Here is a 16,866-nt window from a genome sequence, read left to right as displayed (position 1 = left end):
GGCATACATATGGCTGTAAACTATATTTGTCGGCATTGCAAAACGTCCATGGGATCTTTAAACGGGTCCAATATAACGGAGCATCAGCTTGGTTTCCATTTCTTGACCCCCGAAGAGCGCAGCGATATAATAGCGTATGACCCAAATGGAGATGTAACGGTGAAAGTGGTCTGCGATTATTGCCGTGAGGCGATTGACGCGAACCCGGAGCTCCATTTGGTAGCTAATCCTCTTCAATGACGGAAAGTGAATAGTATGAGCCTTAGCGGACGGCTGAGGCTTATTTTCAATGTACAGGGAGCGATCGTATCACTCTCCGATTGTGTAAAGAAACGGGGTGTCGCAAACGTTGAAAGCGTTAATTAAAGCTTTTGCCGCGGATTCGGACGTACAGTCCGTCATATCCGGTATTCGTAAAGGCATGCGTGAGCAGATGATTTCTGGTCTCGCAGGCTCCTCCAGGCAAGTGCTCATTGCAGCGCTGCAGGAGGATGTAGAGCGTCCGATGCTGGTTGTGACGCATAACATGTTCTCTGCGCAGAAGATTGCAGAGGACTTGCAGGAATGTCTATCGCCAGAGATGGTGTTGTTATATCCCGCCAATGAGCTGGTTGCTGCCGAAGCGGCGATCTCAAGTCCTGAGACGCTGGCGCAGCGCATGGATGTGCTGATTAAGCTGTCCAAAGGCTACCGCGGGATTGTTGTCGTGCCTTTCTCGGGAGTACGGCGTTATTTGCCTATAAGCAGCGTAATGGCAGAGGCGCAAATCGAAGTCAAGGTTGGCGACTCGCTTCCGATTGACACCTTCCTGCGCCAAATGACAGCCCTTGGATATACAAGAGCCGATCGCGTGGAGCTGAGGGGTGAAATGAGCGTGCGGGGCGGCATTGTCGACTTTTATCCGCTGACAGCATCGCAAGCCTACCGGATTGAGTGGTTTGGGGATGATGTTGATTCCATCCGCGCTTTCGATCCTGCAGACCAGCGTTCATCCGATCGTTTGGATTCTTATGTGGTTCTTCCCTGCCAGGAGCTTATGGCGGAAGGCAGCCGTATGGAGATAGCGGCCAATCATGCGCAGAAGCTTCTCGAGCAGCAGCTTGATAAGATGACAGACCGCACAGCAAAGGATCGTCTGCGGACGGAGCTGGGCGGGGAACTGGAGCGGCTGCGTGAGCATGTTTATTTTCCAGAGATTTATAAATATATTTCACTGCTCTATCCAGAGAGGCAAACGATACTCGACTATATGCCAAGCGATACGCTGCTTATACTAGATGAGCCGACGCGGTTAATAGAGACAGCTAAACAGCTCGAGCGTGATGAAGCCGAGTGGTCCATGCATTTGCTTCAAAACGGCAAATCTCTGCCGGGCTTTGCGCTTGCTCGCGACACGGAAGAGATTTTGCATCATCGTCCGTTCCCGACGCTGTTTCTGTCCTTATTCCTTAGACAAATTCCACATTCCCAGCCGCAAAACATTTTGAATATGACTAGTCGGTCGATGCAAAATTTCCATGGGCAAATGAATGTGCTGAAATCGGAAATGGAGCGTTGGCGCAAGACAGGCGCTACCGTGATGATGCTGGCCGGAAACTCGGAGCGCATGGAGAGAATGCGCCGTGTGCTCGATGATTACAACATAGAGACACCTACTCTGCTGGAAGGCAATTTACAGTCCGGGTTCGAGCTGCCATCCTCTCATTTGGTTATTATTACCGAAGGAGAGATGTTCTCGCAGAAGCAGCGCAAAGCGCGCAAGCTGGACAAAAAAGTCGATAATGCCGAGCGGATTAAAAGCTATACCGAGCTTAAGGTTGGCGATTACGTCGTTCACCATAATCACGGAATCGGCAAGTACGTAGGTATCGGTACGCTCGAAATTGCCGGCATCCATAAAGATTACCTCCATATCCTGTATGCTGGCGGCGATAAGCTGTCAGTTCCGATAGAGCAAGTGGATATGATTCAGAAATATGTCGGCAACGAGGAGAAGGAGCCGAAGGTCAACAAGCTTGGCGGCAGTGAATGGACGCGCGCGAAGAGCAAGGTAAAAGCTTCTGTACAGGATATTGCTGACGACTTGATCAAGCTGTATGCCGAGCGCCAGACGGCACCGGGCTATGCCTTTGGACAAGACACCTCTTATCAGAATGAATTCGAGGCTATGTTCCCTTATGACGAGACGCGTGACCAGCTCCGTGCGATCGAAGAGATCAAGAAGGATATGGAGAAAACCCAGCCGATGGACCGCTTACTCTGCGGTGACGTAGGCTACGGGAAGACGGAGGTCGCGATCCGCGCAGCCTTCAAGTCGGCTATGGACAGCAAGCAGGTTGCGGTACTGGTGCCGACGACGATTTTGGCGCAGCAGCATTATGAGACATTCCGCGAGCGCTTCGCGGGTTATCCGATCAACGTACAGGTGCTTAGCCGGTTCCGCTCCCGGAAAGAGCAGAACGAGACGATGAAAGGACTAAAGGCGGGAACCGTTGATGTGGTCATCGGTACGCATCGTCTGCTGTCCCAGGATATTATTTTCAAATCATTAGGCCTTCTGATTGTCGATGAGGAGCAGCGCTTTGGCGTATCCCACAAAGAGAAGCTGAAGAAGCTGAAAACCAATGTCGATGTGCTTACGCTTACAGCGACACCGATTCCGCGGACCTTGCATATGTCGATGCTCGGCGTGCGTGATTTGTCGGTTATTGAGACACCGCCGGAAAATCGCTTTCCTGTACAAACGTACGTGGTAGAGTACAGTCCATCCCTGGTGCGTGAAGCGATTGAGCGCGAGCTTGCCCGCGGCGGCCAAGTCTACTATCTCTATAATCGCGTGCAGGGCATCTATCAAATGGCTGAGCAGATAAACGCGCTCGTCCCTGGTGCTAGAGTCGCGGTCGGGCACGGACAGATGTCGGAGCAGGAGCTTGAGAAGACGATTCTCGACTTTCTGGACGGGGAGTCCGATGTGCTTGTCAGCACGAGTATCATTGAGACAGGCGTCGATATTCCGAACGTCAACACGTTGATCGTGCATGACGCGGACAAGATGGGGCTCTCGCAGCTCTATCAGCTGCGCGGGCGCGTAGGCCGGTCAAACCGGATTGCTTATGCTTATTTTACGTACCAGCGGGATAAGGTGCTGACGGAGGTTGCGGAGAAGCGTCTGCAATCCATTAAGGAGTTTACGGAGCTCGGGTCCGGTTTCAAAATCGCCATGCGTGATTTATCAATTCGCGGAGCGGGGAATTTGCTAGGGGCCGAGCAGCATGGCTTCATTGCTTCTGTCGGCTTCGATATGTACTCGCAAATGCTGGCTGACGAGATCGCTAAGCGCAAAGCCGAGATGAGCGGGGAAGAAGTGAAGGAAGAGAAACCGGTAAGCACGCTTATCGATGTGAGCATAGACGCGTATTTGCCATCGGATTATATTTACGACAGCATTCAAAAAATCGAAATCTACAAAAAAGTCGCCGCTATCCGCACGTTTGAAGAATCGGACGACTTGATCGACGAACTGGTTGACCGCTTTGGCGATTTGCCGCAGGCGGTTAGCAATTTGCTTGCGGTAGCCAGACTTAAGGTGTACGGGACCTTGTATGGCATCGAGCAGGTTGGCGGGAAAGGCGATGACTTGCTTCTTCGCTTCGCGGCCACCGAGAAGCGCCGGATTGACCGGAAGAAAGTGGACCAGCTTTGCTTGAAGCATGAGAACCGATTCAAACAGAGCAGCGATCAGGAGCCAAACCCTAGTATATTACTGCGGGGCAAGGGATTGAATATGGAGCAAAAGATTCATATGATCGAACAATTTTTGCAAGGCTATAAAGATGTTCTTGTCCAAACGGACAAATTGCAAAATGTGTCGCCATAGACAATATTCGCTTTCTGCGTCCCTTTTCTGATACAATACTAACAAGTTCATAAGATGAAAGGGGATTCAACATGTTACACAGTTCACGCAAATCGGCATGGCGCAAAGGCGCGCTGCTTATCGTGGCAGTCGTGCTGGTCTTGACGATGGCGGCATGCGGCGCGAAAGAGACAGAGGTTGCAACTTATAAGGGCGGCAGCGTAACCGATAAGGAGTTCAACAAGTATCTGGACGTATTCACGATCATGCAGCCAACTTATGCGCAAATTATTGAAATTCCGCAATTTAAGGAGCAGTTGCTCCAGCAGTATATCTCGTACAAAATTTTGGGAAGCCAAGCTTCTGATGAATCCGTGAAGAAAGCGGAAGCGGATGTCAAAGAGCAAATGACACAATATAAAGACGCTCTGAAGCAAAACGCTGATCTGAAAGCATCGGTAGACGAGAAGAAATTGAAAAACAAAGATATGGAAAACTTTCTGCTGCTGACCTCCAAAGTGTCAGCACATATGAATGCTCAAGTAACAGATGATGAAATGAAAGCAGAATATGAGAAAAACCTAGTCAATTATGCGAAGGTTACCGTTCGCCATATCTTGGTTGCTACATCAACAACCGATCCAACAACGCAAGAGCAAAAAGAGCTGCGCACGGATGCAGAAGCTTTGGCACGTGCCAAAGAAGTGAAAGAAAAGCTTGTGGCTGGCGGAGACTGGGCGGCATTGGCTAAAGAATACTCCGATGACACAGGCTCGAAAGACAAAGGCGGCCAATATGTTGACCAACAAAACGGCAATTGGGTAGAAGAATTCAAACAGGCAGCATTTAAACAAGAGGTAGGCGTTGTTGGCGATCCTGTGGAAACAGAATTCGGCTACCATGTTATTCTTGTTGAGAAACGTGATACGCCAGCCTACGCTGATCTTACGGAAGAAGGCAAAGAGCCGGTAAGAAGCGTGCTTGCTAACGAGAAAATGAGTAAATTCATGACGGACGAGCTTCCAAAGCAAGAGATCGTCATCAAGCTTCCTAAAGCGGAAGAAGAGACTCCTGCAAGTGACGCCCCTGCTGGCGAAACGCCGGCAAGCGATGCTCCGGCTGGCGAGGAAACACCGGCAACGGATGCGCCTGCGACGGATGCTCCTGCAACGAAATAAGCTTGAAGATGCTCGATTCAGACCCTTTAACCGCAAGCTGGTTAAGGGGTCTTTTTCTGAAAAATATGCGAAGCAAGGGCTGATTGACGGGTGAAGACGAATCAATATGTGCTGCGAGAAGCGAGAAGTGTTGTTTTGAAGTTCCCTGAACCATCCAAGGAAATGGTGATACAGGCTCCTGCTCTATTCCTCCTTGGCGAGGGCCACGGCATAATGGAGATGAATGACCAACAATATGAGTTAAGCTTTGGCTGTCTCTTGTTTGCTCACGGGGGATCGCGTGTTGTTATATCCAGTTCCGGCCAGTCTGATCTGCATCTCTATATGATTCAATTCACGCCTTATAAGCTGATGGAAGATACGCAAGATCGGCTTTTTTATCAACAGGATGGCGAAGGGCTCCCAAGCAACGGTTTGATTGCGACTAACCGCTTTGGCGTCTTGATTGGCCTATTCAAGGCCATTATTGAAGATTATGAAACTGAGGCCACCGAAAATCCTTTGGAGGGCCAGAGACTTCTGCTTGAGCTGCTGCAAGAGGTACTGATTACAAATCGGCAAATCCCTCAATATAACCACGCAACACCGATACAAAAGGCCATTCACTACATAAAGGAAAATTACAATACGAAGCTGGAACGTCCCTTTCTGGCGCATTTAACCGGCTACCATCCGCATTATTTATCTAAGCAGTTTCATAAGGAGACGGGTAAAAGCTTGTCGGATTATATTTTGCAAACTCGCATGGATAAGGCAAAAGAGCTCCTGTCGATTACCGACAGTCATATTAATGAGATCGCATCGGAAGTGGGATATGCGGATGCGTTGTATTTTAGCCGAAAATTCAAGCAAGCGACTGGCAGTTATCCAACGGAATTTCGTCAAAGCCCCAAGCGCATCGTGGCTTTTCAATATATCGGCACTTTGCTGGCCTTAGGCATTACGCCAGTTGGCGTAGATGCGCGTTTGGTTCGACACTCGCAGCTGCTGAGGAGCGAGCTGGCCGGCATCCCGTCTTTCGAAGAATGGGAAAGCCATAAGGTGCGCATGCTGCAGCCGGATATTATCGTTGCGCCTAATTATTTCAGAGCAGACCAGCTTCGCCAGATGCGTGATATCGCGCCGGTCCTTACACAATCATGGGAAGAAATAAGTCCGTTGGAACGAATGCGAATGCTAGGGCAAATGGTTGGAAAGCAGCGTGAGGCAGATAACTGGATTTATCAGTTTAAGCATATGGCTGGCCAGCTGAGACGCAAGCTTGAGAATGTAATTGAAGCAGGAGAAACGGTTGCGGCTTATGAAATTGCAGACGGCAATGTGTATGCGCTTAGCAGGCAGGACCGTGGGGCTTATGCTTTATATGACGCACTAGGATGTACGCCGCCTGCCGCGCTCAAGCAAAATGTGCTGGATGTGGGAAAAAGTAAAATTATATCGCCAGAGGAGCTTTCTGGCTACGCGGCTGATCATATGGTGGTTAGTATATATGACGAGGCTGGAATGGAAAATACGAACCGTTTATTGGCAAGCGAAACGTGGCAGCAGCTACCCGCTGTTAGGAATAATCGAATGTATTCCATTCCGGTAAATAAATGGTTCTCTAACGATGGCGTTTCCTTGCAGAAGCTTACAGTGCTGTTGGCCCAGTTGATTTTGTCCCAATAAGCAGGTGACAATAATCCATATGACATGGTGACTTTTATCTATGGACGATGAGTGAAGTCATCTGATATGCTTCTAACGATAATGATTCGCATTATCACAAATGCGAAAATGTTGTTGAACGTAACTAGGGAGGCTCATCATGTTAAAGAGAAAATCGTTGTTAATCATTAGTGCGTTAATTCTTATGCTGTCTGTACTCGTATCTGCCTGCGGGGGAGCGAATAATGCAACTAATAGCAAAACTTCGACGAATACACCGGCAGAAACGGAAGCGCCAGCGCCAACGGAAGCACCTGTGGCTGAGTACCGCAGCTTCGATACAACGAAGGGTGCTGTTCAGATTCCGGTTAAACCACTTCGGATTGTTACCGACTATTACGGCGGGGAACTGTTGTCAGTAGGGGCAAATGTGGTTGGTGTGGAGCCAAGCGCTTTCGACAATCCCTTTATTGCTGAGCAGTTGAAGGACGCTGCGGATGTAGGAGCTCCAATTAATGTGGAGAAGGTATTGGAACTAAAGCCTGATTTAATCGTGGTGATGTATGACGAGAGCTATGAATCCTTGTCCAAAATTGCTCCTACACTATATCTGCCTTACGGCACGGCATCGGATATCTATGAGAGCGTGCGGTTATTTGGCGATATTGTCGGAGACAAAGAGAAGGCAGAGCAATTCATCACAGCCTATGACCAAAAGGCCAAGGAAGGCCGCGAGAGGCTGAAAGGTATCGTAGATGAGAATACGACGGTTGGTATTTTTGAGCTGACAGACAAAGGCGAAATCTGGATGTTCGGAGAAAATTCGGGGCGCTCGGGTCAAGCTGTATATAACGCATTGGGCTTAAAAATTCCCGATTCCATCAAAAAACAAGTAGATGCAAACGGCGGATTCTTCCAGCTGTCCAAAGAAGCATTGCCTGAATATGCGGCGGACTACATGTTCATGACCGTTTATGATCCGGAGAAAAAGGGCGAGGCGATAAAACAATTGACAGACCTGGCCGTATGGAAAGGGTTGGATGCAGTAAAAAACAATCAGTATTTTGAAAATGATTTTGATACCTTCTATCGCTATGACCCACTCGCTATAAGCGGACAGGTCGATCTGATCGTAGATATGCTTATCGCAAGAGCGGACGAGAATAAGAAATAATACGGATAGGTATCAAGTAAACCCATCTTAAGGCACATGCCTTGAGATGGGTTTTTTATTTCTTCTATATATGTAATGATATCTGTCATAAATGATTTAAAACGAACATATAAAAATAGATCCACACGTCAATAAGGTCAAAATACCTAACATAAATTAAATAAAAATACCCCTAAATTCCTATTTTTTATAAAAAACCTACTCCTTTAAAATTTTGGTGTAAAGTATATTGACATCCATATAATGGTCAATCTATAATGAAAGCACGAACGATGGAGTTGAAAAAAGCTTGATCGTTCGGAAAAAACAGATAAATACATAGAATTGGGGAGTGGGAAGATGAAAAAGAGAATGTTTTATCAATGCGGCTTGTTGCTTGTGGCTTTGACGATTGTATTGGCAGGCTGCGGAGGAAACAACAAACCGGCATCTACGAACTCAGAAACGGATAAACCGACCAATGCGGCAAATACAGGTGGAAGCGCGGAGGGGGAAATTAAAGTCGGCATTCTTCACTCGCAGAGCGGTACGATGGCCATAAGCGAAGTATCGGTCATCGATGCGGAAATGATGGCGATTGACGAGATTAATGCGGCGGGTGGCGTGTTAGGCAAAAAAATCGTACCGGTGCTTGAGGATGGAGCGTCGGATTGGCCGACCTTTGCAGAGAAAGCGCGCAAGCTGATCTCTGAAGATAAGGTGGCTACAGTATTCGGCGGCTGGACTTCGGCAAGCCGGAAGGCAATGAAGCCGGTATTCGAGGAGCTGAACGGCTTGCTCTGGTATCCCGTGCAGTATGAAGGCTTGGAGTCATCCCCTAATATTTTCTACACAGGCGCAACGACCAATCAACAGATCGTACCTTCGGTCTCTTGGCTGCTCGAAAACCGCGGCAAGAAATTTTATTTGCTCGGATCGGATTATGTTTTCCCCCGCACGGCAAACCTCGTCATTAAAGAGCAGTTGAAAGCGGAAGGCGGCGAACTGGTGGGCGAAGAGTACACTCCGCTCGGCCATACGGATTACAGCACGCTGATCAGCAAGATTAAGGCGGCTAAACCGGACGTGGTGTACAACACCTTGAACGGTGACAGTAACGTAGCCTTCTTCAAGCAATTGAAGGATGCGGGTATTACAGCAGAGGATCTAACGACATTATCGGTTTCTGTTGCAGAGGAAGAGATTCGCGGTATTGGCGTTGATGTGCTAGAGGGTCACTTGGCCGCATGGAACTACTACCAAACGACAGATACGCCGGCGAACAAAACCTTCGTTGAAAATTACAAAAAGAAATACGGCGATGAGCGAGTTACGGCTGACCCGATCGAGGCCGGTTACACGGCGGTGTACTTATGGGCAGCAGCCGTAGAGAAAGCGGGTTCGACGGAAGTGGATAAGGTGAAGGAAGCAGCGAAAGAGCTGGAGTGGGATGCGCCGGAAGGCAAAGTGAAAATTGATGGAGCAACGCAGCACATTTACAAAACCGTACGTATCGGCGAAGTGCAGGCTGATGGCCAATTCAAGGAATTGTGGAATTCGGGTGAAGCGGTGAAACCGGATCCGTACTTGAAAGGTTATGAATGGGCAGCTAGCATTCAGCCGACGGAATAATTCATAAGCAAGCTATGGTCTAATACGCAGCAATACATGGGGGAGTATTCGATCGCTTCGAATGCTTCCCTTCTGTTTTTTTTGCGAAAGATAGGCGTAAGCCATTTACGCATGAAAGGAGCGGTCATATGGAATTATTTCTGCTGCAGCTGTTCAACGGTTTAAGTATCAGCTCTATTCTCCTGTTGGTTGCCTTGGGGCTTGCGATCACGTTTGGCTTGATGAAGGTCATCAATATGGCGCATGGCGAGCTCATTATGATTGGAGCGTATTCAACCTATTTAACGCAAAACCTGTTCCATGATTATTTGCCCAAATCAATGTTCGATTGGTATTTTGTATTGGCGGTTCCTGTGAGCTTCGCCATTGCTTTCGTATTTGGCCTTATTCTTGAAATGTCCTTGATCCGTTTCTTATATGGCCGCCCGCTCGATAGCTTGCTGGCAACCTGGGGAGTCGGGCTAGTTCTACAGCAGCTGGCAAGATCCATCTTTGGCGCTCCGAACGTGGCGGTTACAAGTCCGGCTTGGCTCAATGGCGGATTAAAGATTATGGATGGCACTTTGCTTCCGTATAAACGGCTTTTTATTATCGCGCTCGTTATTGCTTGCCTAGTAGCGATGTACTTCTATATTTACAGAAGCCATGAGGGACGAAGGATGCGCGCAGTTATGCAAAATCGCGATATGGCAGCCTGTCTTGGGGTTTCGACAAGGCGCGTGGATGCCATGACCTTTGCCATTGGCTCCGGCATTGCGGGTATTGCCGGGTGCGCACTGACGCTGCTCGGACCGATCGGGCCTTCGCTAGGCACCTATTACATCGTGGATGCGTTCATGGTCGTCGTCCTTGGCGGTGTAGGCAAGCTAGTGGGAACGGTGCTTGGAGCGATGGGGATCGGCATGTTTAATACCTTATTCGAATATTGGACGAATGCATCGCTTGGCAAGGTGCTCGTGTTTGTTTGTATCGTTGCATTCCTTCAATGGAAGCCGATGGGACTTGTAGCCATGCGCTCGCGGTCGCTTGATTAGGATAAGAAAGGTGTGAGGCTCATGCGATTGCAAAAGTTTACTCCCCAGCGAATATGGATACTGATTGGGTACGCGGCCGCGGCCGCGGCGCTTTTCTCGGCACCGCTCTTTGTGAGTGATTTCAGGCTTAACTTGCTGGCGAAATTTCTGGCCTTTGCCATTGTGGCGCTGGGGCTTGATCTGATATGGGGCTATACCGGTATTCTGAGTCTTGGTCACGGCATTTTCTTCGGGCTAGGCGCTTATGCGATGGCCATGTATTTGAAGCTGGAGGCGAGTGGGGGGAAGCCGCCGGATTTCATGGGCTGGAGCGGCCTGAAGGAGCTTCCTTTGTTTTGGCAGCCGTTTCAGAGCTTTTGGTTTGCTGTCGCCATGGGAATAGTCATTCCTGCGCTTCTTGCATTAATTCTCGGTTACGTGACGTTTCGCAACCGGATACGCGGCGTTTACTTCACTATTTTGACGCAGGCTCTAGTTATCATTACTACGACGCTTCTTATAGGTCAGCAGGCTTTTACGGGTGGAACGAACGGGCTAACCGGTTATTCTACTGTTCTAGGCTTCTCGATTGGTTCACCGGAAACGAAGCGGGTGCTCTATTATATTACGGTCGTGGCGCTGATCGGCATATTCGTTTTCTGTCGTTATGTCATCGGCAGTCGCTTCGGTAAGGTGCTTCGGGCCATTCGGGATGGCGAGAATCGTGTTCGTTTTATCGGATACAATCCGGCGATTTACCAAATGGTTGTTTTTACGATCTCGGCTGCTATCGCGGGTATAGCGGGTATGCTGTTCGTGCTGCATGTCGGCATTATATCGCCGTCCATGCTGGGCATTGTGCCGTCGATTGAAATGGTGCTATGGGTAGCCATTGGAGGACGAGGAACGCTTATTGGCGCGGCGCTGGGTGCGATTCTCATGAACTGGGCCAAAAGCGAATTCAGCACGGCGTATCCGCAAGGCTGGCTTTTCTTTATGGGGCTGTTGTTTGTTGTTGTTGTCGTCTTTATGCCTAAGGGTGTAGCTGGTCTGGTCAGTCAAATCAAGTTCCGCAAAAAGAGGAGGGAACCGAAGCATGAAGGAGTCCGCAATCCTGCTGTGTGATGATGTAACGGTTGAATTTGACGGGTTTAAGGCGGTTCAAGGGATGAATTTAAAGCTGGAGAAAGGCGAGCTTCGTTTTCTTATCGGTCCCAATGGCGCGGGAAAGACAACGATGCTGGATGTGATTTGCGGCAAAGTGCGGCCATCGATGGGCCGGGTTACCTTTCATGGCAAGGTGGATATTACGAAAAAGAAAGAGCATCAGATTGCCGAGCTTGGCATCGGCCGGAAGTTCCAGGCGCCTTCGATCTTTCCTTCCATGACGGTCATTGAAAACTTGGAGATCGCGATGCGTCAGAAACGGTCGGTGTTTGCCACGCTGTTCGCAAAGATGGCCGAGGAGGAACGCTCGCGCATCGATGGGCAGCTGGAGATGATCGGTCTGCAGCAGAAAGCGCAATGGCGCGCCGGAGGGCTGTCGCACGGGGAAAAGCAGTGGCTTGAGATTGGGATGATGCTGCTGCAGGAGCCGGAAATTTTGCTGCTGGATGAGCCGGTTGCGGGGATGACAGATAAAGAGACGGATAAGACGGGCGAGCTGCTGCACCGAATTGCGCGCAAGCGCTCGGTTGTCGTCGTGGAGCATGATATGGAATTTGTCCGAAACTTTGCGAGCAAGGTAACGGTCATGCATGAAGGAAGGCTGCTTAAGGAAGGATCGATGGATGAGGTTCAACGGGATGATCGCGTAGCGGAAGTGTATCTGGGGAAAAGGCGGGATGCCGATGTTAGCCGTTCAACAGCTTGAGGCCGGATATGGCGAGAGTATAATATTGCGCGAGGTATCGTTAAAGGTGAAGCAGGGGCAGGTCGTCTGCTTACTGGGACGCAATGGCGTCGGGAAGACGACGCTAATGAAGAGCATTATGGGGCTATTGAAGGCCCGCGAGGGGACGGTTTCCTACAATGGCTCCGACCTTACGAAGAAAGCGCCGGGAATAAGGGCAAAAAGTGGTATTGGCTATGTGCCACAGGGGCGCGAAATATTCGCGCAGCTGTCGGTGTATGAAAATTTGCTGCTGGGCTTGGAGGCTTCGCGGACGAAGCTGACAGCTGTTCCGGACGAGGCGATAGCAAAGTTTCCTGTTCTGCCGACGATGTATGCGCGCCGCGGCGGCGATCTGAGCGGCGGGCAGCAGCAGCAGCTTGCATTCGCGAGGGCGCTTGCTTCTAAACCGGAGGTGCTGCTGCTCGATGAGCCATGCGAAGGGATTCAGCCGTCGATTGTAGACGACATTAGGGACGTTATCCGCTCGATAAAGGCAGATGGCAAGACGGCTATCCTGCTGGTGGAGCAGAGCCTGGAATTCGTGAAGAGCGTCGGTGATTATTTCTATGTGCTGGAGAAAGGCGCGATTGCTTGGGAGGGCGGCTTGGAGTCGCTCGACGACGAGGTCATCCGCAAATATTTAACCGTTTGAGCAAGAAAAAGCGCCTTCTCCGGATTTAGGAGAAGGCGCTTTTTTTGTTGAAGCTTTTATTTGTTGTGCTTTGTATGGTTGAGAAGTGAAGTGAAATGAGAAGTGAAAAGTGAAAAGAAAGTCGTAATTTCGACTATATAAAAAAACCTTGAAATCCTGGCGTAACTAGCTGGTATTCACTCATTTTATGCATTGGCTATGGAGATATAGGTTTTAGCAGGAATTTATCCCTCTAAAATAGTCTTATAGGCAGGTAGGGGGAAATTAGCGGGAATTTATCCTGTTATTCTAAAGGAATAAAGCAAATATCGACTTTCCGCCTTCAATTAGAGGGATGAATTCCATCTAAAGGGCCCAAAAACCTAAAAATCTTGAAATTATAAGGAGGAATTCCATCTAAATGAAATGGAGAGATGCAGCAGCCAAAATGCTGCAAAAAGTATAGGAAAAGTGGGGTGGAAAGCGGCCAAAAGGAACACCCAAAGGAACACCCAAAGAAACTTTCCATGGAACTATCCAAAGGCCCTCCAAGCAGTATTGGCCAGACTGCTCTATTTAGCTGTGAACGGAAGGCTGCCGCCAAAGGACGGGGCAGCCGACTGCAGTTGGTATTTATAGATATTTTTGAAGAATGGCTTGATAGCTTGATTTTTGGCGCAGTCCAACCAGCTTATCCATCGGTACACCATCTTTATAGACGATTACGGTGGGCGTTCCGAGAATGCCAGCCTTGGAAGCGGCTGCTGGCAGCTCCTCGCAGTTCACTTTAATGAAGCTTACTTCTCCGTTCATTTCTTCCTCTAGTTCCTCCAAGACGCCTAGCAAGGTTTTGCAGGGCGGGCAAAAAGGGGCGGCGTAATCGACAAGGACAACACCTTGGCTTAGGGCTGAGTCTAGTGTGAGCTCCGAATCTGCGTTAATTATAGCCATTTTGGTTTCTCCTCCTATTTATTAGGTTCTTGTTCAGTACTCGTAAGCGATGCGATTCGGTCGAGCAGATTGGTTCTGATCTGGCTTAGTTCTATGATTTGGCGATCGATTTCAGCTAGCTTTTGGCGGTACACTGGCAGCACCTCTGAGCAAAATGCTTCTTTATGTTGAAGCACGCAGGTAAGGAAACCGGCTATTTGCTCTGTTGTTAAGCCTAGGTTCAAGTAAAGCTTGATGCTTGCAACCGTTTCGACAGCAAGTGGCGAGTAATCCCGATAACCATTATCTTGACGGACGGATGTGAGTAATCCGCAATGCTCGTAATGGCGCAGCGAACGAACGCTGACGCCTGTTTGTTGTGACAATTCACCGATTTTCATGCGGTACCCCCGGGGTTATGAAATGGTTTAATCGTAGTATAAACCCTGACATCAGTGTTAGGGTCAAATCTTTTTTTAAAATAGGCGATTATAACGATTGCTTATATTTGTAAAAAGTGATATCATTTTTATATCAAAACAATATATAAATTCCGTTGAAGGAGTGGGTGTCATGAAGGAGAAAAAGGCTTGGTATGTGAGTGGTTATATGGCTCTATTATTTGCCATTGTCGCTGGAGCCGGGGGAATATATCTATTCATATCTCAAACGTCGCAGAATCAACCTTCCGGCATAATGATAGGTGTTGGCATATTTTTGGTGCTGCTATCAGCCTTATGCCTATCCTCGCTTATGATCGTACAGCCGAACGAGGCGAAGGTTGTAACGTTGTTCGGTACCTATATGGGTTCCGTTCTGGAGAGTGGACTATGGATGGTGCTGCCGCTGACGAGCAAAGCTAAAATCTCGCTAAAGGTGCGTAACTTTAATAGCCAGACGCTCAAGGTAAACGATGCCGAGGGGAATCCGGTTGAGATTGGAGCGGTAGTCGTTTTTAAAGTCATGGATACCGCAAGAGCAAGCTTTGATGTCGATAATTACGAACGTTTTGTAGAAATTCAGAGCGAAACGGCGGTTAGGCATATTGCGGCGCAATATCCTTATGATGTGTTCTCTGAAGACGTGGCTTTGTCCTTAAGAGGCAATGCGGACGAAGTGGCGGCAGAACTTAATCAGGAATTGCAAAATCGCCTTTCGGTCGCTGGCGTTAAGGTGATTGAGACTCGTCTTACGCATTTGGCTTATGCGCAGGAGATTGCAAGTGCAATGCTCCAGCGGCAGCAAGCGATCGCGATTGTGGCGGCACGCTCCAAAATCGTTGAAGGAGCCGTCGGCATGGTGGATATGGCGCTTCGGCAGCTTGAAGCAAACGGTATCACTCTGGATGATGAGCGTAGGGCTGCTATGGTGAACAACTTAATGGTTTCGATTGTGTCCGATCGTGCCGCTACTCCTGTGATTAATACAGGAACGCTGTACGGCTAGAGGCTGATTGAAATGGCAAAAGAAAAGAAAGCATTTCCGCTTCGATTGGATCCTGAAATTCACCGCGCGTTGGAGCAGTGGGCGGCGGATGAATTCCGGAGCGTCAATGGGCACATTGAATTTTTGCTGAGAGAAGCGCTGGGCAAGGCAGGGCGGCTGAAGAAGACGCCGAAGGAAGAAAATGAATCCTGAATTAGTGGAAAATTGAAGTTCCAAAAGAGCAGTTAAAGGAAATGGCTGTGCAGAATCATTCTGCACGGCCTTTTTTGTGATGATTACGGTTGAGGCGTTTAACTAAAAATGAGGGCTTTCATGTTAATTAATATTACATAATCGTTGACAAAGGCGCATGTTCGACGTTATAATTCGAATTAACGTTAGGTTTTATGACAATTAAATATAGGTTCTCCTCCGTAATATGGATGGGAACAAAAAAAGCTGTCTAGGGTTCCGTTCAATCGATATGAAGCCTCTGTTGATTTCTTGCAGATGGGCGAAAGCGTTTGAGTTCTGGTCCGAGAGATAGCGTATAGCGAACAGGTAGCCATGAATGGCTCTAAACCGAGGGGCTGTATAACACGGAAGGATAAAAGCCTGGGAGACGATCTCCTAGGCTTTTTTTTAATTAAATCTACTGGGGAGTGATCGAATGCTGACAGCTAAATCGACCAACGGGACTATTGAGATTCGCGGATTGCAAAAGGTATATGAGTCAAAGAAAAGCCGTTTCGAAGCTCTTCGCGACATCGACCTGAACATTGGCGAAAACGAGTTTCTCACGATTGTAGGACCTTCAGGCTGCGGGAAATCAACGCTGCTTCGCATGGTGGCAGGCTTGGACGAGCCGAGCGGCGGGTCGCTCCAGGTGGATGGCGAGGACATTATCGGACCTGGCGCTGACCGGGGGATGGTCTTTCAAGGGTATACGCTGTTTCCTTGGCTAACGGTCCGTGAAAATATTGAATATGGCATGAAACTGAAAGGCATTTCAATTTTGGACCGTCGTAAGCTGTCTAATTATTTTCTGAAGGTTATTCGCCTTGAATCTTTCGCAAAGTCCTACCCGAAGCAGTTGTCCGGGGGCATGAAGCAGAGGGTAGCCATAGCGCGGGCACTAGCCAACCGACCGAAGGTGTTGCTGATGGATGAACCTTTTGGGGCACTGGATGCGCAGACGAAGCTGGAGATGCAGGAGATGCTCCTTGAAGTATGGGAGAGGGAGAAAACGACCGTTCTCTTTATTACTCATGATATTGATGAAGCGATATTTCTGTCGCAGCGCATCGTGGTCATGGGAGCCGGACCGGGCCGGATTTTGAAGGAATATCGCGTGGAATTGCCTGAAGGGCGCTCGCCAGAGGTGCGTGAGCATCCTGACTTTTTGGCCCTAAAGCGAGAGCTTGGACAGCTTCTTAAGCACTAAATTGCTTTTTTTACGATGCGCAGACGGCTGTGGAGGAAAGGTTAGAGTAACTAATTTAGTTGT

15 protein-coding genes and 1 riboswitch are annotated in these 16,866 nt (G+C 48.8%); of the genes, 13 read left to right on the top strand and 2 right to left on the bottom strand.

Features of this window, described 5'->3' with window-relative positions:
- The first annotated feature begins 9 nt into the window (after nt 1–9).
- From FJQ58_RS05485 to urtE, 10 genes are all read left to right on the top strand, one after another.
- On the top strand, nt 10–240 hold the full coding sequence (locus tag FJQ58_RS05485) for an anti-sigma-F factor Fin (RefSeq protein ID WP_139991430.1): 231 nt from the start codon (nt 10–12) through the stop codon (nt 238–240).
- Nucleotides 241–349: 109 nt separating this feature from the next.
- Nucleotides 350–3,877, top strand: coding sequence for a transcription-repair coupling factor (mfd, locus tag FJQ58_RS05480; RefSeq protein ID WP_139991429.1), 3,528 nt, complete (start codon nt 350–352; stop codon nt 3,875–3,877).
- A gap of 71 nt (nt 3,878–3,948) precedes the next feature.
- Nucleotides 3,949–5,034: a peptidylprolyl isomerase gene (locus FJQ58_RS05475; RefSeq protein ID WP_139991428.1), complete on the top strand. Its 1,086-nt coding sequence runs from the start codon at nt 3,949–3,951 to the stop codon at nt 5,032–5,034.
- 90 nt (nt 5,035–5,124) lie between these two features.
- Complete coding sequence (locus FJQ58_RS05470; protein WP_139991427.1) at nt 5,125–6,702, top strand: ABC transporter substrate-binding protein; 1,578 nt, start codon at nt 5,125–5,127, stop codon at nt 6,700–6,702.
- 139 nt (nt 6,703–6,841) lie between these two features.
- Entirely contained in the window at nt 6,842–7,855 is a 1,014-nt protein-coding gene (locus FJQ58_RS05465) for an ABC transporter substrate-binding protein (RefSeq protein ID WP_139991426.1), read from the top strand.
- A gap of 339 nt (nt 7,856–8,194) precedes the next feature.
- Nucleotides 8,195–9,466, top strand: a complete 1,272-nt coding sequence (gene urtA / locus FJQ58_RS05460; RefSeq protein ID WP_202915217.1) for an urea ABC transporter substrate-binding protein — start codon at nt 8,195–8,197, stop codon at nt 9,464–9,466.
- Nucleotides 9,467–9,594: 128 nt separating this feature from the next.
- Nucleotides 9,595–10,500 (top strand): urea ABC transporter permease subunit UrtB, encoded by a 906-nt coding sequence (gene urtB / locus FJQ58_RS05455; protein WP_139991425.1) that lies wholly within the window; start codon nt 9,595–9,597, stop codon nt 10,498–10,500.
- Nucleotides 10,501–10,521: 21 nt separating this feature from the next.
- Nucleotides 10,522–11,604: an urea ABC transporter permease subunit UrtC gene (gene urtC, locus FJQ58_RS05450; RefSeq protein WP_139991424.1), complete on the top strand. Its 1,083-nt coding sequence runs from the start codon at nt 10,522–10,524 to the stop codon at nt 11,602–11,604.
- The gene (gene urtD, locus FJQ58_RS05445) at nt 11,576–12,352 is read left to right on the top strand and encodes an urea ABC transporter ATP-binding protein UrtD (RefSeq protein ID WP_139991423.1); all 777 of its coding nucleotides are present in this window, start codon (nt 11,576–11,578) and stop codon (nt 12,350–12,352) included. Before urtC ends, urtD begins: the two co-directional genes overlap by 29 nt.
- Nucleotides 12,330–13,025, top strand: coding sequence for an urea ABC transporter ATP-binding subunit UrtE (urtE, locus tag FJQ58_RS05440; RefSeq protein ID WP_139991422.1), 696 nt, complete (start codon nt 12,330–12,332; stop codon nt 13,023–13,025). Before urtD ends, urtE begins: the two co-directional genes overlap by 23 nt.
- Before the next feature lie 612 nt (nt 13,026–13,637).
- Here urtE and FJQ58_RS05435 read toward each other — a convergent pair.
- Together FJQ58_RS05435 and FJQ58_RS05430 are read right to left on the bottom strand one after the other, a co-directional pair.
- Nucleotides 13,638–13,955, bottom strand: coding sequence for a thioredoxin family protein (locus FJQ58_RS05435; RefSeq protein ID WP_139991421.1), 318 nt, complete (start codon nt 13,953–13,955; stop codon nt 13,638–13,640).
- Between the two features lie 14 nt (nt 13,956–13,969).
- A complete protein-coding gene (locus tag FJQ58_RS05430; protein ID WP_139991420.1) occupies nt 13,970–14,335 on the bottom strand; it encodes a MerR family transcriptional regulator in 366 nt (121 codons plus the stop codon).
- Between the two features lie 172 nt (nt 14,336–14,507).
- Between FJQ58_RS05430 and FJQ58_RS05425 the strand changes: the two genes are divergently transcribed.
- The 3 genes from FJQ58_RS05425 (at nt 14,508) to FJQ58_RS05415 (ending at nt 16,803) form a co-directional block, all read left to right on the top strand.
- On the top strand, nt 14,508–15,380 hold the full coding sequence (locus FJQ58_RS05425; protein WP_139991419.1) for an SPFH domain-containing protein: 873 nt from the start codon (nt 14,508–14,510) through the stop codon (nt 15,378–15,380).
- Nucleotides 15,381–15,392: 12 nt separating this feature from the next.
- Complete coding sequence (locus FJQ58_RS05420; protein WP_139991418.1) at nt 15,393–15,572, top strand: type II toxin-antitoxin system antitoxin; 180 nt, start codon at nt 15,393–15,395, stop codon at nt 15,570–15,572.
- Nucleotides 15,573–15,811: 239 nt separating this feature from the next.
- A riboswitch (guanidine-I (ykkC/yxkD leader) is annotated at nt 15,812–15,983 on the top strand.
- A 46-nt stretch (nt 15,984–16,029) separates the two neighbouring features.
- Nucleotides 16,030–16,803 (top strand): ABC transporter ATP-binding protein, encoded by a 774-nt coding sequence (locus FJQ58_RS05415; protein WP_139991417.1) that lies wholly within the window; start codon nt 16,030–16,032, stop codon nt 16,801–16,803.
- The last annotated feature ends 63 nt before the right edge of the window (nt 16,804–16,866 follow it).

The sequence above is a fragment of the Paenibacillus paridis genome, assembly GCF_006345825.1.
GTDB lineage: Bacteria > Bacillota > Bacilli > Paenibacillales > Paenibacillaceae > Pristimantibacillus > Pristimantibacillus paridis.
This window is presented reverse-complemented; position numbering and strand designations above follow the sequence as displayed.

Excerpts from the sequence above, each read along its gene's own strand:
- urtD (WP_139991423.1), top strand. The coding sequence starts at position 11,576 with ATGAAGGAGTCCGCAATCCTGCTGTGTGATGATGTAACGGTTGAATTT.
- urtE (WP_139991422.1), top strand. The coding sequence starts at position 12,330 with ATGTTAGCCGTTCAACAGCTTGAGGCCGGATATGGCGAGAGTATAATA.
- FJQ58_RS05415 (WP_139991417.1), top strand. The coding sequence starts at position 16,030 with ATGCTGACAGCTAAATCGACCAACGGGACTATTGAGATTCGCGGATTG.
- FJQ58_RS05435 (WP_139991421.1), bottom strand. The coding sequence starts at position 13,955 with ATGGCTATAATTAACGCAGATTCGGAGCTCACACTAGACTCAGCCCTA.
- urtA (WP_202915217.1), top strand. The coding sequence starts at position 8,195 with ATGAAAAAGAGAATGTTTTATCAATGCGGCTTGTTGCTTGTGGCTTTG.
- FJQ58_RS05430 (WP_139991420.1), bottom strand. The coding sequence starts at position 14,335 with ATGAAAATCGGTGAATTGTCACAACAAACAGGCGTCAGCGTTCGTTCG.
- FJQ58_RS05475 (WP_139991428.1), top strand. The coding sequence starts at position 3,949 with ATGTTACACAGTTCACGCAAATCGGCATGGCGCAAAGGCGCGCTGCTT.
- FJQ58_RS05465 (WP_139991426.1), top strand. The coding sequence starts at position 6,842 with ATGTTAAAGAGAAAATCGTTGTTAATCATTAGTGCGTTAATTCTTATG.
- FJQ58_RS05420 (WP_139991418.1), top strand. The coding sequence starts at position 15,393 with ATGGCAAAAGAAAAGAAAGCATTTCCGCTTCGATTGGATCCTGAAATT.
- FJQ58_RS05485 (WP_139991430.1), top strand. The coding sequence starts at position 10 with ATGGCTGTAAACTATATTTGTCGGCATTGCAAAACGTCCATGGGATCT.
- urtC (WP_139991424.1), top strand. The coding sequence starts at position 10,522 with ATGCGATTGCAAAAGTTTACTCCCCAGCGAATATGGATACTGATTGGG.
- urtB (WP_139991425.1), top strand. The coding sequence starts at position 9,595 with ATGGAATTATTTCTGCTGCAGCTGTTCAACGGTTTAAGTATCAGCTCT.
- FJQ58_RS05425 (WP_139991419.1), top strand. The coding sequence starts at position 14,508 with ATGAAGGAGAAAAAGGCTTGGTATGTGAGTGGTTATATGGCTCTATTA.